Consider the following 21,403-nt stretch of genomic DNA (forward strand, 5'->3'; position numbering starts at 1 on the left):
CTAGAATTTGAACTCGGTCAGCACCGTGAACGATCGCCCGCGCGGATCCGCGACGCGGGGTTCCCACGAACTGCCGCTGCCATTGTTGCTGTCGTACGAGATCGCGAACGGCGGGTCGGTGTCGAACAGGTTCTTCACGCCGAACGCCAGCTTGAAATTGGGCGCCAACGTATAGCCCGCCGAGACATTGTAGAGGATGTAGTTGGCGACGCGGTCGACATCGTTGGGCGGGTTGAAGGTGCCTGCGGCGATGCCCGGCAGCACCTGGTTCTTGTACCCGTCGCGGAACACCTGGGTCAGCGCCAGCGTCCAGGGGCCGTTCGAATAGCCGACATAGGCGTTGTACTTCCACCGCAGGCCCAGGTCGGCGGCGAGCGAATAGACCCCCAGTTCGTCGATCACCGTCGCGGCGGCGTTCACCTGTTCGTCCTTCTTGGTCAGGTACGTCCCGTCGATCCCCGCCGCGATCTGGCCGCGACCCAGATCGAAATTGACGCGCGCGGTGAAATCGATCCCGCGGGTCCGCGTCGTGCCCGCGTTCGAATAGCTCTGGTCGACGGTCTGGAGCACGCCGCCGGCGTCACGGATGAAGCGATCGGCGAACAGCGTGTAGTTGGCGAACAGCGTCTGCAGCGCGAGCACCTGGATCGTGTTCTCGCGGTGGATCGACCAATAGTCGACCGAGGCGCTGAAGTGGCGCGACGGTTCGAACACCCCGCCGACGCTGAATTCCTTCGCGGTTTCGGGGCCGAGGTTGGGATTGCCGCCGCTGCGGATATTGATCGCGCGGCTGAGCGAGGGACACCCCGATGCCTCGTTGATCTTGCCGCCCGGGCAATTCTTGGGATCGGCGAAATCGGCGCCGGTATAGACCGAATCGACCACCGGATTGAAGATCTGGTTGAAGGTCGGCACCCGGAACGCGGTGTTGTACGACCCGCGGAACATGATCGGTTTGAAGGGGCGGAATTTTACCGACACCTTGGGGTTCGTGGTCGTCCCGAATCCGGTGTAATCGTCGATCCGCCCCGCCGCGGAGACCTCGAGCCCCGGCAACACCGGGATCAGGATTTCGGCATAGGCGGCCTTGATGTCGCGATGGATGCCGTCGAGCACATTGCCGTTGTCGAACGGCGCGGCGATGATGACCCGCTGGGTCGCGCGCTGATCGCCGGTGAAGCTATATTCCTCGCGCCGGAAATCGACCCCCGCCGCGATCTTCACTTCGCCCGCGGGCAGCCGGAACAGCGATCCCGCGACCGATCCGTCGACCTGTTTGACCGAATATTTGCCGCCATACAGCCGGACGCCCTGCGCCGATGCGGCCTGCAGCGCGGCGAGACCCGCTGCACTCTGGGTCTGGCCCGCGAACAGGAACGGGTTGATCGCGCCGCTGTTGAGCGCGGGGATCAGCCCCGGGCTGCCGTCGAGCGTGCCGTTGTCGTTGGTGCCGCGAAAATAATAGCCGGTGCCGAGCAGCGACGACGACTGGCTCTGTGCATAGGAGACACCGGTGCGGTAATCCCAATCGCCGAACAGCGGCCCTTCCGCGTTGAGCGCGCCGCGGAACGTCGTCGTCCGGGTGGTGAGTTCGCGTTCGCCGCATTCGACGCACCGCCACCGGTACGCAAAGCTCGAATTCTGGTTGAGCAGTCCGGGATAGACCGAATTGACCCGCGCGATCAGGTTATCGAACGCCGCATCGTTGACGCCGACGATCCGCTTGTAGCGATAATTCTGCGTCGAGGTGTTGGGGGTGATCTGCACCGGGGAAAACCGCTTGGCGGAATCCGCGCGCGACCCGGTCACTTCGAGGACGATGTCGTGGTGCCCGAACCGCTTCACCGCGCGGCCCAGATACGTCAGCGTCTCGAGCTTTTGCTGGAGGTACACGTTCTTGCCGGTGTCGAAGGTGCAGGCGAGTCCGTTGCCCGGCGCGGCCCAGACCTGGGTGTCGTAGTCACCCTGGTCGAGGATCGATGCGCACCCCGGTTGTCCGGGCAAGCGCAGGATGTTGAGCCCCCCGGTCGCGCGCTGCGTCGTGCCCGGGATGAGCGGGAACGATCCACTCGTCGGAAACGAGGTGCCCGCCAGATTGACGATCGTCGCGAACGGCGTGCCGCGGGTATCGACCCCGAGGCCCCGATCATGCTGGAACGTGTCGACGAAATCGCGGGTCTTGGCCTGCAACGGCGCGATCCAGCTATAGCCGACCGTCCCCATGACGTTGAAGCCCTGGTCGTCGAGGTCGCCATAGCCCGCGATCGCCGACAGCCGATAGATCGGCGAATCGCCGCGTTCGGTGATGTCGGTATAGGCCGACGCGCCGAACCCCTTGTAATCCTTCTTGGTAATGAAGTTGATCACGCCCGCCAGCGCATCGGTGCCGTAGATCGCCGACGCGCCGTCCTTCAGCACCTCGACGCGGTCGATCGCCTGGAACGGGATCTGGTTGACGTCGACCGCGCTGCCCGTGGTGCCCTGCGCCGCGACCCGCCGGCCGTTGAGCAGCACCAGCGTCGCCGCCGGACCTTGCCCGCGCAGGTTCGCGAACGACGCGCCGTTGTTGCCGCGGCGTTCGGCGGTGACGACATCGGAATTGCTCGCGAGATTATCCGCGCCCGACCCGTTGCTGGTCAGGAAGGAGATCAGCTGTTCGGGGCTGACGATGCCGTTGCGCTGGAGCTCCTGCGTCGTGATGATCTGGAGCGGCAGCGCGCTGTCGTTGGGATCCTGCTTGATCCGCGATCCGGTGACCAGGATATCGCGGCCGTTGTCGCTTTCCGCCGCGGTGTCGCCGCTGAGCGAAGCACCGCTCGTAGGGGTCGCCGCGCCGGTCTGGGTCGCGGCCTCGCGCGTCGTCTGCGCCTGCGCCATCGCGAGATGCGGCATCGCGCACGCCAGCGCGGTTCCGCTCACCAGAATCAGCTTCAGCGTCGTCCTACCAGCCATGATCATACCCCCCGGCCGCAGGTCCCCCCGGCGGCAACACACGATCAACGTAACCGGAATGTCATGTTGCGCCAGTGATTTTTTGGATCGCCGAAGCCCCAACGACCAATGCCCCGATCGACTATGTCGACCGGGGCATCGTCGCCGACCGGATCGCGCCGTTCAGCCCGCGCCGGTGTGCGCCGCCAGCGCCGCGAGCAGCAGCAGCGCGACGATGTTGGTGATCTTGATCATCGGGTTCACCGCGGGACCCGCGGTGTCCTTGTATGGATCGCCGACGGTGTCGCCGGTCACCGCGGCCTTGTGCGCCTCGCTGCCCTTGCCGCCGTAATTGCCGTCCTCGATATACTTCTTGGCGTTGTCCCACGCGCCGCCGCCGCTGGTCATCGAGATCGCGACAAACAGCCCCGAGACGATCACGCCGAGCAGCAACGCGCCGAGGCAGGCGAAGGCGCTCGCCTGATCCGACACCGCGAGGATCACGAAGAACACCACGATCGGGGTCAGCACCGGGAGCAGGCTGGGGACGATCATTTCCTTGATCGCGGCCTTGGTGACCAGATCGACGGTGCGCGCGTAATTGGGGCGGCTGGTGCCCGCCATGATGCCCGGATCGTCACGGAACTGGGCGCGGACGTCCTCGACCACCGCACCCGCGGCGCGGCCCACCGCGGTCATCCCGAACGCGCCGAAGCTGAACGGCAGCAGCGCGCCGAGCAGCAGCCCGACGATGACGTAAGGGTTGGAGAGGCTGAAGTTCACCGTGATATTGGGGAAGTAGATACCGAGATCGGTGGTGTACGCGCCGAACAGCACCAGCGCGGCGAGCGCGGCGGAACCGATCGCATAGCCCTTGGTCACCGCCTTGGTGGTGTTGCCGACCGCATCGAGCGCGTCGGTGCGCTGGCGGACGTCGTCGGGCAGCCCCGCCATCTCGGCGATGCCGCCCGCGTTGTCGGTGACCGGACCATAGGCGTCGAGCGCGACGACCATGCCGGCGAGCGCGAGCATGCTGGTGGCACCGAACGCGATGCCGATGATCCCGGCGAGCTGGTAGGTCGCGATCACCGCGATCGAGATGACGATCGTGGGGAGCGCGGGGCTTTCGAGGCTGATCGCGAGACCCTGGATGACGTTGGTGCCGTGGCCGGTGACACTGGCCTTGGCGATCGATTTGACCGGGCGGTAGTTGGTGCCGGTGTAGTATTCGGTGATCCACACCAGCGCGCCGGTGAGCGCGAGGCCGATCATCATGCACCAGAACAGCCCCATCCCGGTGAAGCTGGTCGCGGTGCTGCCCGCGACCGCGTCGGGGGTGAGGTTTCCAAGCGCGACCGAGCCGCCGAGGACGGCGTGCATGTCGCCCAGGACATACTGGGTCGCGAAGTAGATCGCGGGGATCGACAGGATGACGGTGGTCCAGAACCCCTTGTAGAGCGCGCCCATGATGCTGCCGCCGCCGAGGCGGACGAAATAGGTGCCGATGATCGAGGTGATGATGCACACGCCGCCGACGATCAGCGGGAGCGTCATCAGCGCGAACAGATCGTCCGCGTTGGGGAGCAGCAGCGCCATCGACGCCATCGTGACGCCGATCGTGACGACATAGGTTTCGAACAGATCGGCGGCCATCCCGGCGCAATCGCCGACGTTGTCGCCGACATTGTCCGCGATGGTGGCGGGGTTGCGGGGGTCGTCCTCGGGGATCCCCGCCTCGACCTTGCCGACCAGATCGGCACCGACGTCGGCGGCCTTGGTGAAGATGCCGCCGCCGAGGCGCGCGAAGATGGAGATCAGCGACGCGCCGAACGCGAGCGCCACAAGGGTGTCGACGATGACGCGGCGATCGGCGCCGACCGCGAGGTCATAATGGCCGAGGGTGAGGAGCGCCCAGAACATGCCGCTGATCGCGAGCAGGCCCAGGCCGGCGACGAGCATGCCGGTGACCGCGCCCGAGCGGAACGCCATCGTGAGCCCGCCCTGGAGCGAGGTGCGCGCGGCCTCTGCAGTGCGGACGTTGGCCTTGACCGAGACGTTCATGCCGATGAAGCCGGTGATCCCCGACAGGATCGCGCCGATCGCAAAGCCGGCAGCCGAGATCGGCCCGAGGAACAGCCCGACGATGATCGCGACGACGACGCCGACGATTGCGATGGTGCGATACTGGCGACCGAGATAGGCCTTGGCCCCCTCCGCGATGGCGGCGGCGATGTCCTGCATCTTGGCGTCGCCCGCGGGAGCGCGGAGCACCTGCTGGCTGGTAATGATGCCATAGACGACGGCGATCAGGCCGCAGACGATGGCGATGTAGACCGTGGTCATGAACATCCTTCCCCTTATGTGGCGAAGCCGCCGGTTTTGCCCGGTCGTGCTCCTGTCGATGCGCGGGGGTATAAAGGGCGAGCCGGGGCTGGCAAGCGCGACTTAGGGGGCGGCGGTCCCGTGGTCGAAGCCCAGGCGCGCGGGCAGGGGGGTCGGCGCGCCGTCATTCGTCAGCGTCAACCCGGCGCCGTCGCTGAACCTGCCGATCATGGTCGCGCGCATCGTGGGGACGAAGGCGGGGGCGGCGGCGAACAGCAATTCGTAATCGTCCCCCGCGGTCGCCGCCGCGATCGGGTCGCCCGACCAGGCGAGATAGTCCGCCGACAGCGGCACGCGCGCGAGGTCGATGGTGACCGCCACGCCGCTCGCCGCCGCCATCCGTTGCGCATCGATGAGCAACCCGTCCGACACGTCCATCATCGCATGCGCGGAGCGCGCGATCCGCCTGCCCTCGGCGAGCCGCGGGGTCGGCCGCCGATAGCGCGCGAGCAGGGTGGCGGGGCCAGCCTCTCCGCGCGCGATCGCGAGCCCCGCGCCGGCATCGCCGATCGTGCCCGTCACCCACAGCCGGTCGCCCGCCAGCGCGCCCGATCGCGGCGGCGCCGGGCTCAACTGGCCGAACGCGGTGACCGTCAGGACGCGCGGCGCGCCTGCGGGCAGCGACACCGTATCGCCGCCGATCAGCGGGCAATCATGCGCGGCCAGGACATCGCCGAGTCCCTTCAGGAAGCCGCGGTCCCACGCCGCGTCCGACAGCGGGTAGTTGAGCAACACGCCGATCGGGGTCGAACCCTTGGCGGCGAGATCGGACAGGTTGGTCGCGACCAGTTTCCACGCGACATCGGCGGCGGGATCGTCCGGCAGGAAGTGGATTCCCTCGACCAGCGTGTCGGTGGTCACGATCATCCCGCCGAGCAGCGCGACATCGTCGGCCAGCGCGCGCGCGGCGGGATGGAGCGGCAGGGTGCGCAGCGCGGCGATGAAATCGGCTTCGGTCATGGTGCGACGTGTAGCCGGACCGGGGCGCGCGTGTCTGCTGTTGTGAACCCGAAAGGGGCAATGGAGCGATCGACCCAGCGGCTGGAAAAGCGCGCCAGAATGCCCATATGACGGTAACTACTTGAAGGGATAAGCAAAATGGCTGGCGGTTGGGCGCGTGACGGCGCGATTCAGGATCAGATCGACGATACGGTCACCGACGCCGTGCTGCTCGCGCGTTCGCGGATGCCGACCGGCGACAGCGAACCCTATTGCGCCACCTGTGGCGACGACATTCCCGAGGCGCGGCGTCGCGCGTTGCCCGGTGTCCGCACGTGCGTTGCGTGCCAGACCGAGCGTGACCGCACCGCCAAGACCGCGGGGATCAACCGCCGCGGCAGCAAGGACAGCCAGCTGCGCTAAAGCGCGACGTGGGTGGCGGTGCCCGCGACCATGTACCAGGTGACGAACAACGTACCGATCAGCGCCCCCGCCAGCACGCTGCCGGTCCTCTCCCGGGCGTGCGCGGCCAGCAGCGCCAGCCCCGCGAGCAGCGGCACGAACTGGATCGCGACGATCGCGTTCAGGGCCTCGAACGCGATCGGCAACCGCCCGGTCGCGAACAGGAACAGATATTGCGCGCCGGTCAACACCAGGAAGCCGCCTGCGAACGCTGCCATCGCGACCCAGCGCCGCGCATTCTTGGTTTGCACCGGCGCCAGCAGCGCATCGAGCCCGCGGCACGCGACGATCAGGAATGCCGCGAACGGCAACAGATAGACCAGCCAGGCGGGGACCAGCCGGATCGCCAGTGGTCGCAGCGCGACGACCCAGAAGCGGAAATCGAGCGGGATCAGCGCGGCCGCGGCGACGATCGCGTAGAGGATGCCGACGACGATCACCGCCAGCAGCGTGGGCAGGAGCGGTCGTCCGAGCCCGTTGCTGGGTAGCGATCGGCGCAGCAGCCAGCCCAAGGCGACGCCGATCGCCGCGTTGAGCAGCGCCCAGATCGTGAGCCAGTCGGTGATCGCCTGCGGCAACAGCCGCGATGGCCCGAGCGGGGGCGGCAGACCGAGCGGCGCCAGATAATAGGTGATCGCGGGGACGAAGGCGGTGGCGAGCAACAGCGTCCACCACGCCCGCCCGCGTGGTGCGATCGACCCGGTCGACGCGGCGCGCAACGCCGCGAACGCGGGGAGCGCCAACACCAGATCGAACAGCGCGAACGCCAGGATCGCGAGCCCGATCAGCGCGAGCCCGGTGCCGATTTCCTTGCCCCACCAGATTTGGTCGAGCGGCGCCAGTTCCGAGCGCGGCGCCCCGAGCGTGCGGTCGAACCACGCGACCGCATCGCCCACCGCCGCGCGCGACAGGTGATCGCCGGGATGGGTCGCGATGGGCTGGTGCAACAGCCGGGCGGTGCCCGCGGCGATGCTGCCATAGACGCGATCCGGCACCACGGTGTCGTTGGTCCCGAACAGCGCCTTCAGCTTCGCGCTCGTGCCCACGTCGACCGCGCGTGGCATGCTCCACATCAGCGGTGCGAATTCGTCGTAGCGGCTGTAGACCACCGCCAGGTTGCGCGGCCAATCGGGCGTCCCCTCGCGCGCGAACGGTGCGCCGGTCGACGATCCCTCGAGCACCATCGACCGATAACCTTCGGGCAGGGCGGCGGCGGCGGCGAGCACCGTCCACCCGCCCATGCTGTGCCCCTCCAGCCCGATCCGGGTCGGATCGACGAACCGCAAGCCCCGCAAATAGGCCAGGCCTTCGGGGCCGCCGAAGCCGTCGCGGGTCGCCGCCCCACCGCTGCCGCCATGGCCGCGCTGGTCGAGCGCCAACACCACATAGCCGCGCCGCGCAAATTCGATCGCAAACGGCGATTGGGTTTCACGGGTGTTTATATAGCCATGGACCGCGAGGATGCCCGGCGCGGGGGTTTGCGGGGTCGCGGTCGCGGGGCGGTAGAGCAGGCCGGCCATGATCGTGCCATCGGACGCGCGAAACCTGGTCTCGCTGACCGATACCTGCCCGCGGGTCTGGGTCCAGGCCGCCAGCCCAAGCCCCGCCAGCATGAGCGTGATCGCCAGCGCAAAGCGGCCAGCGGCGCTCATGCCTCCGCCAGCCACGCTTGTGCGCTCGCCATGTCGCCGAACACCCGGACCCGGTCGATCGCCAGGCTGCGCCGTGCCTGCATCCCCGCGAGCGCGCTGGTCATCACGATCGCAGTGCGCCGCGCCGATCCTTGTTCCGCCAATTGTCGAAACCGGTCGGCGACGTCGGCGGTCTGCACCGCGAATTCGCGCGCATCGCTCAACACATCGAAACTGTCGTGCCGTGTCATCGCGGCGGCGCTTTCGGCGCGAACTTCATCGGCGAAGCGCGCGGTCGTCGCGGCGTCCCAGAAGCCGGTCAGCCGCAGCCGCATCACCCTCTTCGCCTCATCGAAGACGATTTCGAACATCAACTCCCCCGGTGCTCACGCCGCGATCATCGTGTCGCGTATGACCGCAGCGTTCGCGGTTTTTACCGCCGATGTCCACGGGTTTTGCGGTTCGGCCCCGCCGCCGCGGTGGGGCGGGACGCCGCGATCACTCCGCAAATCCGACGAATACTGCGGCCTCGTCGACCGATTTGCGGTCCGATACCACCGCGTTGGCCGGGAAGCTCTCGTCGGGCCAGCCGAGCGCGATGCTCTTCATGATGACCTGGTCGTCCGCGATCCCCGCGTGTTCGCGCACCACCGGCGACTGCATGATCCCCTGGCTGTTGATCACCGTCCCCAGCCCGCGCGACCAGGCGGCGGTGACCAGCGCGGTCGCCACCGCGCCGCAGTCGAACGGGGTGTCGTCGCTGCCATCGAGCACGCGATCATAGGTCACGATGACGCACACCGGCGCGTCGAACTGGCGAAAGCCGCGCAGCACCCAATCCTGGCGCTGGTCCTTGTCGTCGCGCGCGATCCCCATCGCGGAGAACAATTGCTTGGCGACCCCGATCTGGCGATCGCGATGATGCCCCGCAAACGCCTGGCCGGTGCGGAATTCGCGCGATTGCGGCACTCCAGCCACCATCCGGTCGGTGTTGCCCGCGCGGATCCGGTCCAGTGGCTCGCCGGTGATGACGTAGAAATTCCACGGCTGAGTGTTCATCGACGAGGGCGCGCGCATCGCCAGCGCGAGGATTTCCTCGATCAGCGCGCGCGGCACCGGATCGGGCTTGTAGCCGCGGATGCTCCGTCGGCCGAGGACAACGTCGTCGAATTGCATGGGATATCCTTGGGTACAGTGCGATCGCTCAGTCGGCGGTACCGAGCCAGGCGGCGCGGAAGCGGTGCTGTGCAGGGGTGAGGGGGGTGCCGAGCGTCTCGGTGCGGACGATCTCGAGCCGCGGGTCCGAAAGCGGGGTCAGCATCACGCGGTGATCGCCGGTGCGATCGCGATAGGCCAGCGGTACGGGCTTGCCGACGCTCGCGGTCGCGAGCGCTGCGGTCCATTCCTCGGGCGTCGCGAGCGGCTGACCACCCAGGCTGACCAGCGTGTCGCCGCGATCGACCCCGGCGCGGTACAACGGCGTGTCGGGTGCGGGAATCTCGTCGAGCGTCAGCGCGCCATCGACCGTTTTGACGCGGGTCGCGCCAAGCCATGGCTGAGCGGGCGCCGCGTGCCGCAGCGTCAATCCGGCGGGCGCGAGCAACGGTGCGAAATCGGGTAGCGCACTGCCGCGGACATGCGCCGCGAAGAATTCGTGCGCGAACGCGGGGTCCTTGGTCAGTTCGGCGAGCCCCGCCTCCAAATCCTCGGGCGTATAGGGTTTGGCGGGTGCGTAATCGACCTGCTCGACGCCATTGCGCGCCCACATGTGCCGCATATACGCATCGAGCGAGAGCCCCGGATAGCGTTCGCGCAGCGACAGATCGAGCGCCAGCGCGACGACCGCCCCATAGGGGTAATAGGACACGAAGATCGTGCCATTGACCGGATCGATCGATTGCGCGGCATCGACGAACGGCGCGCGCAGGCTCATCTCCTGCGGTGAGCCATAGCGGCGCGCGGGTGCATTGACGACGCCGCTGAGCGTCCCGCCGAGCCCCTTGAGATACGCGTCGAGCGACTTTTCGCCCGCGCGATGGATCAGCAGCGGCCCGTAATATTGCGTGAACCCTTCGGCGAACCAAAGCGACGGGGTCGGGTTGGCGCGGGTGAAGTCGAACGGTTCGAGCCCGCGCGGGCGCAACCGTTCGACGTTCCAGCCATGGACGAATTCGTGGCTCAGAGTGTCGATCTGCGCGAAATCGGCATCCTTGAGCGATCGCGGCTGGCTGATCATCGTCGAATTGCGATGCTCCATCCCGTCGCCGCTGATCTGCGGCATGTAATCGGCGATGAAGGTATAGGTGCCGAAATCATAGACGGGCGGGCCGCCGAACAGCGCAAAATGCTGCGCGATCACGCGCTTGGCTTCGGCGGCGAACCGGTCGACATCCGCGGGGGTGTCCTGGCTGTGGACCGCGAGGCGGATCGTATACGTCCTGCCGTTCGCTGCGAGCGGCCACGTCCGCAGCTGGAAGTCCGACAGTTCGGTCGGGCTGTCCATCAGATATTGCAGGTTGGGTGCCCAGAAGGTGTCGGCGCTGCCCGTGCTCGGCGGCAATTGGGTCGCGATCTTCCAGCTCTTGTCGAGCGGGTGGAAGGTGACGCGGATCGCGCGATCGTCATAGCCGCGCGCCCACATCATCGTCGCGGGCATGTTGAGATGCGCGTGGGTCGGATCGATCTGCGCATAGGTGCCGTCGCCATGATCGCCATAGAGCGTGTAGCGCAGCGTCACGGTGCCGCGATGCGCGGGGACGGTCCAGCTATACGGATCGGCGCGCCGGACCGCGAGCGGCTGGCCGGCGGCGTCGGTCGCGGTGACCGAATAGACGTTCTTGGCGAATTCGTGGAGCGCGTACCGCCCCGGCGACGACCGCGCCATCCGGAACTCGACCGGCCCCGGCTTCAGGTCGCGATACGTCACCGCGATCTGCGCCTCGTGATGCACCGCGTTGTCGAAGCGCACGTCGTAGCTGACGTCGGCATCGCGCCCGGGATCGCGCGCCTGCGCCTCCGCTATGCCGGTGCCCGCAAACGCCATCACCGCGCCCGCCACGATCCGTTGCATCATCCGCCATCCCCCTTCAAGAACCCGCGAACCGATGGCTGGCATTACCATCGGCGCGCGTCCTCCCCTCGCAAGGGAGAATTGCCAGCGCGAGCCGACGTCACGCAATGCTATCCCCGCTAGCGGAAATTGTCCGCGTAGGCCTGCAGCTTCAGCGTCTTGCTCGGCGTGGGGACGAGCGAATAGCCCCAGCCCTGCCGCTCGCAATAGGCGATCGCGGCCTCCTGCGTCGGAAAGCCCAGCCGGACCTGGTCGCGGGTATCCCCACTGCCCGCCCAGCCGGTGAGCGGGTCGGGCTGTTTGGCCTCGGTCGGTTCGAATTCGAGCTGCCAGCGATCGGTACGATAGCGACCGGACTGCATCGCGTTCTTGGGGCGCTGAAAGATTCGGGCGGTGGGCATGGTACCCTCCTATCGCTTCGCAGGCGCGGGCGCATCAGCATTTTTCATCGCGCGCGCATCGGCGTTCTTGGTGCGCAGCGTCGCCGACGCCGCGGCGGGATCGTCGGGCCAGGGATGGCGCGGATAGCGTCCGCGCATGTCCTTGGCGACCGCACGCCAGCTTCCCGCCCAGAACCCGGGCAGATCGCGCGTCGTCTGGATCGGGCGGCCCGCCGGGCTGGTGAGACTCAATACCAGCGGGGTGCGCGCATCGCCGATCGTCGGATGCTCGGCGAGCCCGAACAGCGCCTGCGGCCGGAGTTCGACCGTCGGACCAGCCTCCGCCGCATAGTCGATCCGGTGCGTGCTGCCCGCGGGACTGGTGAAGTCGGCGGGCACGAGGCGATCGATCGTGCGGAGCGAATCCCAACCGAGCAGCGTGCGCAGCGCGTCGTTCAGCGCGGGCGGCGGAATCGCATCGAGCCGACGCTTGCCCGCCGCCAGCGCCGGGAGCCATTCGTCGAGCCGCGCGACCAGTGTGGCGTCATCGAGCGCGACCCCTGCATAGGCGGCGCGATGGCGCAGAACGGTCGCCGCATCGTTCCACGGCAACAGCGCGACGCCGTGCGCGCGGACCCCCTCGACCAGCGCCGCCGCGATTGCCGCCGGATCGGCGTGGCTGTCGGGGCCGCTCGACAGGCGGAGCGCACCCAACCGCCGTTCGCGCAGCGCGACGACCCCGCCGCTCGCCGGGTCGAAATCGGCGGTGCGGCGGGTTTCAATCCGGTCGGCGAAGAGCATTTCGATCGTGGCAAGGCCGATCGCCGCACCCGACAGGATCCGCGCGCCCGACGCCGCACCCTGGGTATCCGCCACCGCGAGCCATTCGTGCCGGGTTAGCGACGCGGTCGGATCGAGCCGGAAACCGCGGCCCCCGACCGACGCCCAGTGCTCGCCCGACGCATCGCGACGCCGCGCGATCCGATCGGGGAAGGCGAGCGCGATGCACGTGGCGATGGCGACCGCAGGATCATCACCACCCGCTCCGTTCGTTTCGAGCGGGGGTTGGGGCCGAGCCGTCAGCTTCTCCCACCGCGTCGCCAACAAGCGCGCCGCGTCCGCCTTCCGGCCGCGATCACCGCGCCATCGCCGCCAGCGCGCCTCCAGATCGGGATCGTCGCCGCCCAGCCCGCGCTCGCTGAGCAGCACCGCGACCTCCGCCGCGACGCGCGCCAGCCCCAGCGGCCCGGCGCAGCGCAGCATGTGTGCGAGCCGCGGTGGCATCGGCATCCCTGCAATCGCCTTTCCATGCGCGGTCGGCCGCCCGTCGGCATCGAGCGCGCCCAGCGTCGTCAGTCGCGCGCGCGACTCGACCGCCGCGGCTTCGGGCGGGGGATCGAGCCAGCGCAGCGCGCGCGGATCGGCCACCCCCCAGAGCGCGGTGGCGAGGACGAGGCTCGACAGGTCGGCCTCGAGGATTTCGGGCGGGTCGAACCGCGGCAGCCCCGCGGTCGCGGCCTCTTCCCACAGCCGATAGGCGATCCCCGGCCCGAGCCGCGCGGCGCGGCCCGCGCGCTGGGTGACCGCGGCCTGGCTGGCGCGTTCGGTGACGAGCCGGGTCATCCCCGCCGCGCGATCGTAGCGCGGGCGCCGCGCCAGCCCCGAATCGACGACGATCGACACCCCCGCCAGCGTCAGGCTGGTTTCGGCGATGCTGGTCGCGAGCACCAGCTTCCGCCGCCCGTCCGGCTCGGGCAAAATCGCGGCGCGCTGGTCACGCGGATCGAGGCTGCCGTGCAGCTGGTGGAGCGCGATCGTGTCGGGCAAATCGTCGAGCCGTTCGGCAACCCGCTCGATTTCCGCGACGCCGGGCAGGAAGGCCAGAATCCCCCCATCGCCGTCGCGCAGCGCGGTACGGATCGCGCTCGCCATTGCAACCTCGATCCGCACCTCTGCGCGGCGCCCGAGATAGCGGAGATCGAGCGGATAGCGCCGTCCGTCGCTCTCGATCACCGGTGCCGAACCCATGATCCCCGAAAACCGCGCGCCGTCGAGCGTCGCCGACATCGCGACCAGCCGCAGGTCGGGTCGGAACGCCGCCTGCGCATCGAGCGCGAAGGCGAGCCCGGTATCGCCGTCGAGGCTGCGTTCGTGGACCTCGTCGAACAACACCGCGGAGACGCCCGCGAGTTCGGGGTCGGACTGGATCCGCGCGACGAAGATGCCCTCGGTCACGACGGTGACGCGCGTCGCCGCCGACCGTTTCGAATCCATCCGCGTCGCATAGCCGAACGTCTTGCCGACCGGTTCGCTCGCCAGCGCGGCCATCCGCTCCGCCGCCGCACGCGCCGCCAACCGGCGCGGCGACAGCAGCAGTATCTCGCCGGTGCACCACGGCTCGGCCAGCAACGCGGGCGCGACCGCGGTGGTCTTGCCCGCCCCCGGCGGCGCGACGAGCACCGCGTTGGCCGCATCGCGCAACGCCGCGACGAGATCGGGCAGCACCGCGTCGATCGGCAGCGTCGTCACGGAGTTGTCGGCGGGCGGCATGCGGTCGCCATGCCATGATCCTCCGCTACGGAACAGGCAGCCGCGCAACCGGGTTGGCGGCGATACGGCGGCAGCCCGTGGCGAAACCACGGTCGCTTTCCTTTGCGCGCGTTGTCGGCTAAGGGGCGGCGCAAGATTTCCCCTATATTGTCAGAGGTTTTGTTTGGCCAAGGAAGAACTACTCGAAATGCGCGGCCAGGTGGTGGAATTGCTCCCCAACGCCATGTTCCGCGTCCGGCTCGAGAACGACCATGAGGTCCTCGGTCACACCGCGGGCAAGATGCGCAAGAATCGCATCCGCGTCCTCGTCGGTGACGAAGTGCTCGTCGAGATGACGCCCTATGACCTGACCAAGGGGCGAATTACCTATCGCTTCATGCCGGGACGCGGCGGCCCCGGCCCGCAGTAATCCGCGGACGATCGCGCCTTCCTTGGCGTGACGGCGCGCGCATCAGGCTTCCCTTGCCGCGCGAATGATGCTTCCGACAGCGCGATGACCAACCCCGTCGATTCCCCGCCCCGGCTCGTGCTCGCCTCCTCCTCGCCGCGGCGGCGCGACCTGCTCGCGCGGTTGGGGGTCGAGCCCGATCGAATCGCCGCGCCCGACGTCGACGAAACGCCGCTGAAGGCAGAACCGCCGCGCGATTATGCCGTCCGCATCGCGCTCGCCAAGGCGGCGACGGTCGCGCGCGGCCCCGACGAGATCGTGCTGGCAGGCGACACCATTATCGCGGTCGGCCGCCGGATCCTCGGCAAGCCCGCCGACGATGTCGAGCTTGCGCGGATGCTCGCGCTGCTGTCAGGGCGCCGCCACCATTGTCTATCGGCGGTTGCAGTGGTGGCGCGCGACGGCTTCGTGCGCCACCGGCTGTCGGACACGATCGTCGCATTCCGTCCGCTCGATGCCGCCGAAATCACGGCCTATGTCGCGAGCGGAGAGGGCCGCGGCAAAGCGGGGGGCTATGCGATCCAGGGCCGCGCCGAGGCGTTCGTCCGCTTCCTCCACGGCAGCCATTCGGGGGTCGTCGGGCTGCCGCTGATGGAAACGCGCGCGCTGCTGCGCACCGCGGGACTGCCACTTGCCTGAGTGGCTCTGGGAGCGCGGCATCGGCGAAGCCCGCGCCGCGCTGGTCGAGGACGATCGGATCGTCGAGGCCACGATCGAGCTCGACGATGGACTGCGCGTCGGCGCGATCCTGTCGGCGCGGCGCACCGCGGTCGACCGCGTGGCGCTGGCGGACGGCGGGGAGCTCCAACTTGTCTCGCCACCACCCGGCGTGCCGCAGGGTGCCACGCTGACGGTCGAGATCGTGCGCGAGGCGATTCCCGAGGCAGGGCGTGCCAAGCTGCCACGCTGCGCGCCGACCGACGCCGACCCGCGCGCCGCGCCCGATCTCCACGACCGCATCGCCGCCACCGGCCACCCGATCCGCGAATTGCGCGCGCACGAACCCGATGCGTTGGAGGCGGCGGGATGGTCCGAATTGCTCGACGAAGCGACCAGTGGTGAGATCGTCTTCGCGAGCGGCGCGCTCCGGATGTCGCCCACGCCAGCGATGACGCTGTTCGATGTCGATGGCGCCGCGCCGCTCGACGCGCTCGCAATCGCCGCCGCGCGCGCGGTCGCACAGGCGATCCGCCGCCACGGCATCGGCGGATCGATCGGGATCGATTTTCCGACGCTTGCGGGCAAGGCCGCGCGCCAGGCGGTCGCCGCGGCGATCGACGCGCAGCTGCCCGCGCCGTTCGAGCGCACCGCGATGAACGGGTTCGGGTTCCTCCAGATCGTCCGCCCGCGCCCGCGCGCCTCGATCCCCGAGCTGCTGCGCAGCGACCCGGTCGCCGCCGCCGCGCGCGCCGCGCTGCGCACGCTGGAGCGGACCCCGCCGGGCAGCCCGCGGACGCTGCGCGTGGTGCCGCCGGTCCTTGCCTATCTCACCGCACGCCCCACATGGCTGGCCGAGCTCGCGCGCCGCACCGGTGTCGCGCTCCGCCTGGAGAGCGCATGACCAGCCCGACCTGCCCGATCTGCGACAAGCCTGCGAGCGACCAGGACGCGCCATTCTGCTCGCGCGGCTGCGCCAGCCGCGACCTGTTGCAATGGCTCGGCGACGGCTATCGCATCCCCGGCCCGCCCGCCCATGACGACGGGGTGGACAGCGCCCAGACCGCCGACTAAAGCCCCGCTTCCGATCGCATCGCGGTCTGGCCCGGGTAGCTCAGTTGGTAGAGCATGCGACTGAAAATCGCAGTGTCGGCGGTTCGAACCCGTCCCCGGGCACCATTGGTTACATTCACAAGCGGCCAAGAGCCAAAAACTCCGGGAAGCCTAGCTGCTGCCGGGTTCCCGTTACGGTCACGTGGATTTCTTGCACCGCGTCCTCAGCCACCGCGGGTTCGACGAGGATACGTAGGCAGAGGCCGAATAGTTTTGCCGTGGTACACTGATAGATCGCCGGGAACGCGGAATGTGGCCAAGCGTCACCCGATCCATCGCTCTTGCGAGCTAACCCGCATCGTCGGGCTTGGAGGAATTGGGGACATCCGGCGTGGCAGGAACGACGCGCGATCGTCCCGGTGAGTCCAATGCCCGATCCGCACGGTAGCGCTGCGCCACTGCGGGTGCGCCGCTTTCACGAGCGCAGTTGGCTCACGCTCGAAAGGTGGTTCCCGACGGAGGTCCAGGTCAAGCCGGGGTATCGGTCATTATCGAGGTGGGCAAGGCGAACGACGCCGCTGAACTGGTCGCGCATGTACTGCATGCCCTGCCAGGCCGGGAACGCAGTATCGGGCTGCGGAGCCACAAGTTTGGCGACGCGGATCATCACACCAAGCGAGCCGAGCGTTCCCGCCCACAACGGTCGGTATCGCTGTTCCGAGACGCCGGTCATCGTCATCGCGATATCACGCGCACTCACGCTCTCACCGGCGATCCTTAAAATACGTGGCGCCGTGTCATCGAGCGCGGCTTCGGCGGTGTACGCTGCGGTGTTGTCCTTGGTGGTGAAGTCGAGGACCTGATCGGCGTCATGCCAGTAGAGTACGCGGTGGATGCGCGGCTGGATGATTGGCATCTCCGCGCCCAGCATGTCGAGGAATGCGCCGTTGAGGATCGAAGTCGCCTCGATCGGCGCGGCATCGATCCGCGCCATGAATTCGCGGCGGAGGTCGAAATTGCGGTTGCGGCCTGGCTTTGTCTTGGTGAAGTCGGCAGAATAATCCGACGGGATGAACCGCGGCACGCCCGCCTTGATCGCTCCATCGAGCAACACGCCTTGGCGGTCTATCATCACCTCGCGGACCCCGTTAAGTGCCGAGACTACGCATCCCGCTTGGCCTATCGCGTGCGCCATGTCGTCAATGCTTGCTGGATCGGCCGCCACGGCGGTGACGCCAAGTGCTTCGATCCGCGCACGCTCCTTATTCGTAAGGCCCGGACGGATCAGCGCGCGTACGTTTGCGCCGCGCGCGGCGAGAGCCGTTGCGATCCGACTGCCAAGATCACCGCCGGCGCCGGCGATCGCGATGACCGGTCGATCGATCATGACCCGTTCCCGGTAGCGTTCGTATCGACCGCGATGAGGCATTCGATCACGCGACACTCCGTCGCGTCGGGACGATCAGCGGACAACGCGTTGCCAGGCAAACCGCCCTGTGGCCGACATCTGCCAACGCCCGGCCAACCTTCCCCAAGGTTCGCTGCTGCAAAATCCCGGCGATCATGACGGCTCTCCTTGTTGAATATCGGGCGCGAGCGGCGTCGCACCGGGCGTGTTGTCCATACCGTAGCGGCGGTGGTGTTCTGGGGAGAGATTCGGCGGCGGTGTCGCATCCTTGGGCGGTCTCGTGCGCGTTGGCGCTACCATCGCGTTCCCGATCACGGCAAGTTCCAGCCCGGCAGGCGTATAGCCGTTGAGGAATACCGCGGTGTCGCTATCGACTCGGAAGGCATGGCGGGTGTTGCGCGGCACGAAGATGAGGCCGCCTTTGCGCCCCACTGTTGATAGGCGTCGAAGTGGGACCCAATCAGATTGCAGTATAACTATCTGAAAACGGATAATAATATGGATGTTTTAGGGGTTCCGATCGGCGCCGATCGGGACCCCTATAACCTCATATTCTTTTTCCTTTACAAGTTGTTACCGGGAGTCTGGCGAGGGTCCCGCTTCGACGCTTATTCACAGTCAAGACGTCGCTGAAGCAAACCTCGAGCAACAGGCGGGCGGGGAGCTTCGCGATGTCGAATTCACCGAGCGGCTGTTCGACGAGGATCGCGGGCGTCACATATGGGAATGTCGTCCTCGCCAACTCCTACGACTGGAAGCCGCTCAGGGCGTCGTCGCCCATGAGTGGCGCGACCGGATCGACATCGCCCGTGGCGACCTCGGGCTTAGGCATGGGATCATCCCGCAGCGTAGACGATCCGCCAGCACGAAAGGGCTGCGGCGCTCGCGATCAGACCCAGAATTATTGCGGCCCAGTTCGCGAGACTTGCCGCGAACACGAGCACTAGTGCCAGTGCTCCAAACAGGATTCCGATTAGGAACGCCAACGCTCTCAAGCTGCGGAGCGTTTCGGAGATCAACAGCTGCAGCACGGAAGAGCCGAGCACCGCGGGAAAATACGTGGCGATTGCCGTTCGCAGCGCCACCGCCGTCCCGGGTTCGGGACCGATGCCGACGCAGAGCTTGAAGAACTCCAGCCACACACCGACAGCGGCGAACATCAAGAAGCTGCCGATGAAAAACAATCCGAAGGTCGGATGTCCGCTCGGTTCCTTCCAACGTCGCTTCAGTTCGGCAAATAGCCGAGCATAGCCATCTTATTGAGCGATCGTCTAATCCACCATAACTTCCCCGTCCCGGCGCTCTTTGCCCCTGGCTGCCGCCAACCCCAGCCTCCGCTGCCGGTTTCGCGCGCGTTCCGACAACGGGTCGCTCAAATCGACCCAAAATCAAGCAGGTTACGCGTCAGTTCGGATGGGTTTGCGTCGTCTGCCCTTCCCGCGTCACATGTTGCGCCCCACTAGGCGAGAAGCGGAGAGGACGGATCGGACGGTTGTTCCTCTTGACGATCATCGCGTTTGACATCGAAGCTCCAGGTAAGCCGGTCAGCCGGTCCCCGTGTGGATCGCTCACGCCTGATCGGCGTCCGGCTGGCGGCTCGGGTGCGCGGCGGCGAAGGCGGGTAGCGCGCGCGCCTTTTCCCCCGCCGCGACCAGCCGCGGATAGGGTGTCAGGTCGAGCGAGAAACGCTCCGCCGAATAGAGTTGCGGCACCAGGAAACAGTCGGCGAGCGTCGGGGTGTCGGCATAGGCGAAGCCGTTGCCGTACTGCGCGATCAGCGGTTCGAGCGCCGCGAAGCCGTCACCGATCCACCGCGCGGCCCAGCGCTGTACCGCAATCGGGTCCGCGTTGAGGTCGCTGGCCAGCGCCTTGAGGACGCGCAAATTGTGGAGCGGATGCGTATCCGCGCCGATGATCGCGACCATCGCGCGTACGATCGCGCGCGCCGTCGCGTCGGCGGGAAGCAGGGGAGGCGCGGGATGGGTCTCTTCGAGCCATTCGAGGATCGCGCTCGATTGCGTCAACACCGTGTCGTCTGCAACCAGCGTCGGCACGAGATGCTGCGTGTTGAGCGCCGTGTAGCCCGCCGCGGCCTGCGCCCCGGTGCGCAGGTCGTGGTTGACCTGATCATAGGCGAGGCCCTTCAGCCCGAGCGCGATCCGCACCCGGTACGCCGCACCCGATCGCCAGTAACCGTGCAGGATCACGGCAATTTTGCCTTGGGAAAGTCGTTCCACACCGCGTCGTAATCGAACTGCGCGCGGTCGAGCGCGTAGCGGGTCGGTTTGTACGGCCAGCAGCTTTCGAGCATGAACGCCATCGTCCCCTCGATCTTCTGCGGCTGGAGGTCGGCGGCGCTCGCGCCCTGCCAGCTTGCGACATCGGGGCCGTGCCCGGACATGAGGTTGTGAAGGCTGATCCCGCCGGGCTGGAACCCTTCCGCCTTTGCATCATAGGCGCCGGTGATGAGACCCATCCCCTCGCTCATCACGTTGCGGTGGAACCACGGCGGACGGAACGTGCCCTCCGCGACCATCCAGCGCGGCGGGAAGATCACGAAATCGGCGTTGGCGCGGCCCGGCACGTCCGACGGGCTGGTCAGCACGGTGAAGATCGAGGGGTCGGGGTGGTCGAAGCTCACCGTGTTGATCGTGTTGAACCGCGACAAATCGTAGCGCCATGGCGCGAGGTTGCCGTGCCACGCGACGACATCGAGCGGCGAGTGATCGAGCGTCATCGACCAGAGCGAGCCCATGAACTTCTGGATCACCTCGGTCGGCTCGTCGCGATCCTCGAACCACGCGACCGGGGTTTCGAAATCGCGCGGGTTGGCAAGGCCGTTGGCGCCGATTGGGCCGAGGTCTGGCAGCCGGAACAACGCGCCGTGATTCTCGGCGACATAGCCTTTGGCGGTGCCATCGGGGAGCAGGGCGCGGAATTTCACGCCGCGCGGGATCAGCGCGACCTGGCCGGGTGAAATTGCGATCCGGCCGAGTTCGGTCAGCAGGTCGAGCCGCCCCTCCTGCGGAATGAACAGCAATTCGCCGTCGGCATCGACGAAGACGCGGGTCGTCATGTCCTGGTTGGCGGCATAGACGTGGAGCGCGACGCCCTCCAGATCGGCGGGATCGCGGTTGGCGAGCATCGTCGTCATACTGTCGATCAGGTCGACTGGTGCGTCGGGTGACGCGATCGGGTCCCAGCGCAGACGGTTGGGCGCTAGCGGATCGTCCGTGGTGCCGGGAGCGAACCGATCGGCGCCCTTGTAGCGCTCATACGGCGGATGCTCTGCGGTCGGGCGCATCCGGTAGAGCCACGAGCGGCGATTTTCGTGCCGCGGGGCGGTGAAGGCAGTACCCGACAGCTGCTCGGCGTAGAGGCCGAACGCGGGTTTCTGCGGCGAATTGCGCCCGATGGGGAGCGCGCCGGGGACCGCCTCGGTCGAGACGTGATTGCCGAAGCCGGGGATGTAATCGGTCATAACGTCCTTTC

The 21,403-nt window shown here is 67.6% G+C and carries 19 protein-coding genes and 1 tRNA gene; 6 read left to right on the forward strand and 14 right to left on the reverse strand.

From position 1 onward, the window contains the following. The 3 genes from EAH84_RS12015 to thiL all read right to left on the reverse strand — a co-directional run bounded on the left by EAH84_RS12015 (position 1) and on the right by thiL (position 6,273). Complete coding sequence (locus tag EAH84_RS12015; protein WP_140872258.1) at positions 1–2,952, reverse strand: TonB-dependent receptor domain-containing protein; 2,952 nt, start codon at positions 2,950–2,952, stop codon at positions 1–3. Positions 2,953–3,114: 162 nt separating this feature from the next. Beyond that, positions 3,115–5,274 carry a sodium-translocating pyrophosphatase gene (locus tag EAH84_RS12020; RefSeq protein WP_140872259.1) on the reverse strand — a complete coding sequence of 720 codons (2,160 nt, stop codon included), beginning with the start codon at positions 5,272–5,274 and terminating at the stop codon, positions 3,115–3,117. A 102-nt stretch (positions 5,275–5,376) separates the two neighbouring features. Beyond that, positions 5,377–6,273: a thiamine-phosphate kinase gene (gene thiL, locus EAH84_RS12025; protein WP_140872260.1), complete on the reverse strand. Its 897-nt coding sequence runs from the start codon at positions 6,271–6,273 to the stop codon at positions 5,377–5,379. 138 nt (positions 6,274–6,411) lie between these two features. Here thiL and EAH84_RS12030 point away from each other — a divergent pair, with 138 nt between their 5' ends. Then, entirely contained in the window at positions 6,412–6,675 is a 264-nt protein-coding gene (locus EAH84_RS12030; RefSeq protein WP_140872261.1) for a DksA/TraR family C4-type zinc finger protein, read from the forward strand. Here the strand turns inward: EAH84_RS12030 and EAH84_RS12035 are convergent. The 6 genes from EAH84_RS12035 to hrpB form a co-directional block, all read right to left on the reverse strand. Further along, complete coding sequence (locus EAH84_RS12035) at positions 6,672–8,366, reverse strand: alpha/beta hydrolase family protein (RefSeq protein WP_206663965.1); 1,695 nt, start codon at positions 8,364–8,366, stop codon at positions 6,672–6,674. The genes EAH84_RS12030 and EAH84_RS12035 overlap by 4 nt on opposite strands. Further along, positions 8,363–8,716, reverse strand: a complete 354-nt coding sequence (locus EAH84_RS12040) for a hypothetical protein (RefSeq protein ID WP_140872262.1) — start codon at positions 8,714–8,716, stop codon at positions 8,363–8,365. The genes EAH84_RS12035 and EAH84_RS12040 overlap by 4 nt, the downstream gene beginning before the upstream one ends. Before the next feature lie 127 nt (positions 8,717–8,843). Next, positions 8,844–9,521: a nitroreductase gene (locus tag EAH84_RS12045; RefSeq protein ID WP_140872263.1), complete on the reverse strand. Its 678-nt coding sequence runs from the start codon at positions 9,519–9,521 to the stop codon at positions 8,844–8,846. A gap of 28 nt (positions 9,522–9,549) precedes the next feature. After that, positions 9,550–11,418, reverse strand: coding sequence for a M61 family metallopeptidase (locus EAH84_RS12050; protein WP_241656582.1), 1,869 nt, complete (start codon positions 11,416–11,418; stop codon positions 9,550–9,552). Positions 11,419–11,534: 116 nt separating this feature from the next. Then, entirely contained in the window at positions 11,535–11,816 is a 282-nt protein-coding gene (locus tag EAH84_RS12055; RefSeq protein ID WP_140872264.1) for an ETC complex I subunit, read from the reverse strand. Between the two features lie 9 nt (positions 11,817–11,825). Further along, positions 11,826–14,345: an ATP-dependent helicase HrpB gene (gene hrpB / locus EAH84_RS12060; protein WP_140872265.1), complete on the reverse strand. Its 2,520-nt coding sequence runs from the start codon at positions 14,343–14,345 to the stop codon at positions 11,826–11,828. 163 nt (positions 14,346–14,508) lie between these two features. On the opposite strand from hrpB, the gene infA reads away from it, so the two are divergent. The 5 genes from infA (at position 14,509) to EAH84_RS12085 (ending at position 16,629) form a co-directional block, all read left to right on the forward strand. Next, on the forward strand, positions 14,509–14,754 hold the full coding sequence (infA, locus tag EAH84_RS12065) for a translation initiation factor IF-1 (protein ID WP_140872266.1): 246 nt from the start codon (positions 14,509–14,511) through the stop codon (positions 14,752–14,754). Between the two features lie 84 nt (positions 14,755–14,838). Beyond that, positions 14,839–15,432, forward strand: a complete 594-nt coding sequence (locus tag EAH84_RS12070) for a Maf family protein (RefSeq protein WP_140872267.1) — start codon at positions 14,839–14,841, stop codon at positions 15,430–15,432. Continuing rightward, positions 15,425–16,354 (forward strand): ribonuclease, encoded by a 930-nt coding sequence (locus EAH84_RS12075; RefSeq protein ID WP_140872268.1) that lies wholly within the window; start codon positions 15,425–15,427, stop codon positions 16,352–16,354. The genes EAH84_RS12070 and EAH84_RS12075 overlap by 8 nt, the downstream gene beginning before the upstream one ends. After that, positions 16,351–16,524 (forward strand): DNA gyrase inhibitor YacG, encoded by a 174-nt coding sequence (locus EAH84_RS12080; protein WP_140872269.1) that lies wholly within the window; start codon positions 16,351–16,353, stop codon positions 16,522–16,524. The genes EAH84_RS12075 and EAH84_RS12080 overlap by 4 nt, the downstream gene beginning before the upstream one ends. 29 nt (positions 16,525–16,553) lie before the next feature. Beyond that, positions 16,554–16,629: transfer RNA gene (locus EAH84_RS12085), tRNA-Phe, on the forward strand. 349 nt (positions 16,630–16,978) lie between these two features. Here the strand turns inward: EAH84_RS12085 and EAH84_RS12090 are convergent. The 5 genes from EAH84_RS12090 to hmgA form a co-directional block, all read right to left on the reverse strand. Further along, positions 16,979–17,890, reverse strand: a complete 912-nt coding sequence (locus EAH84_RS12090) for an NmrA family NAD(P)-binding protein (RefSeq protein ID WP_140872270.1) — start codon at positions 17,888–17,890, stop codon at positions 16,979–16,981. Positions 17,891–18,064: 174 nt separating this feature from the next. Continuing rightward, complete coding sequence (locus EAH84_RS12095) at positions 18,065–18,316, reverse strand: hypothetical protein (RefSeq protein ID WP_140872271.1); 252 nt, start codon at positions 18,314–18,316, stop codon at positions 18,065–18,067. Positions 18,317–18,747: 431 nt separating this feature from the next. Further along, the gene (locus EAH84_RS12100; protein WP_140872272.1) at positions 18,748–19,095 is read right to left on the reverse strand and encodes a hypothetical protein; all 348 of its coding nucleotides are present in this window, start codon (positions 19,093–19,095) and stop codon (positions 18,748–18,750) included. 384 nt (positions 19,096–19,479) lie between these two features. After that, the gene (maiA, locus tag EAH84_RS12105) at positions 19,480–20,118 is read right to left on the reverse strand and encodes a maleylacetoacetate isomerase (protein ID WP_140872273.1); all 639 of its coding nucleotides are present in this window, start codon (positions 20,116–20,118) and stop codon (positions 19,480–19,482) included. Then, entirely contained in the window at positions 20,115–21,392 is a 1,278-nt protein-coding gene (gene hmgA / locus EAH84_RS12110) for a homogentisate 1,2-dioxygenase (protein WP_140872274.1), read from the reverse strand. Before hmgA ends, maiA begins: the two co-directional genes overlap by 4 nt. Positions 21,393–21,403 lie beyond the last annotated feature (11 nt).

The sequence above is a fragment of the Sphingomonas oligophenolica genome (assembly GCF_006438955.1).
Lineage (GTDB): Bacteria > Pseudomonadota > Alphaproteobacteria > Sphingomonadales > Sphingomonadaceae > Sphingomonas > Sphingomonas oligophenolica_A.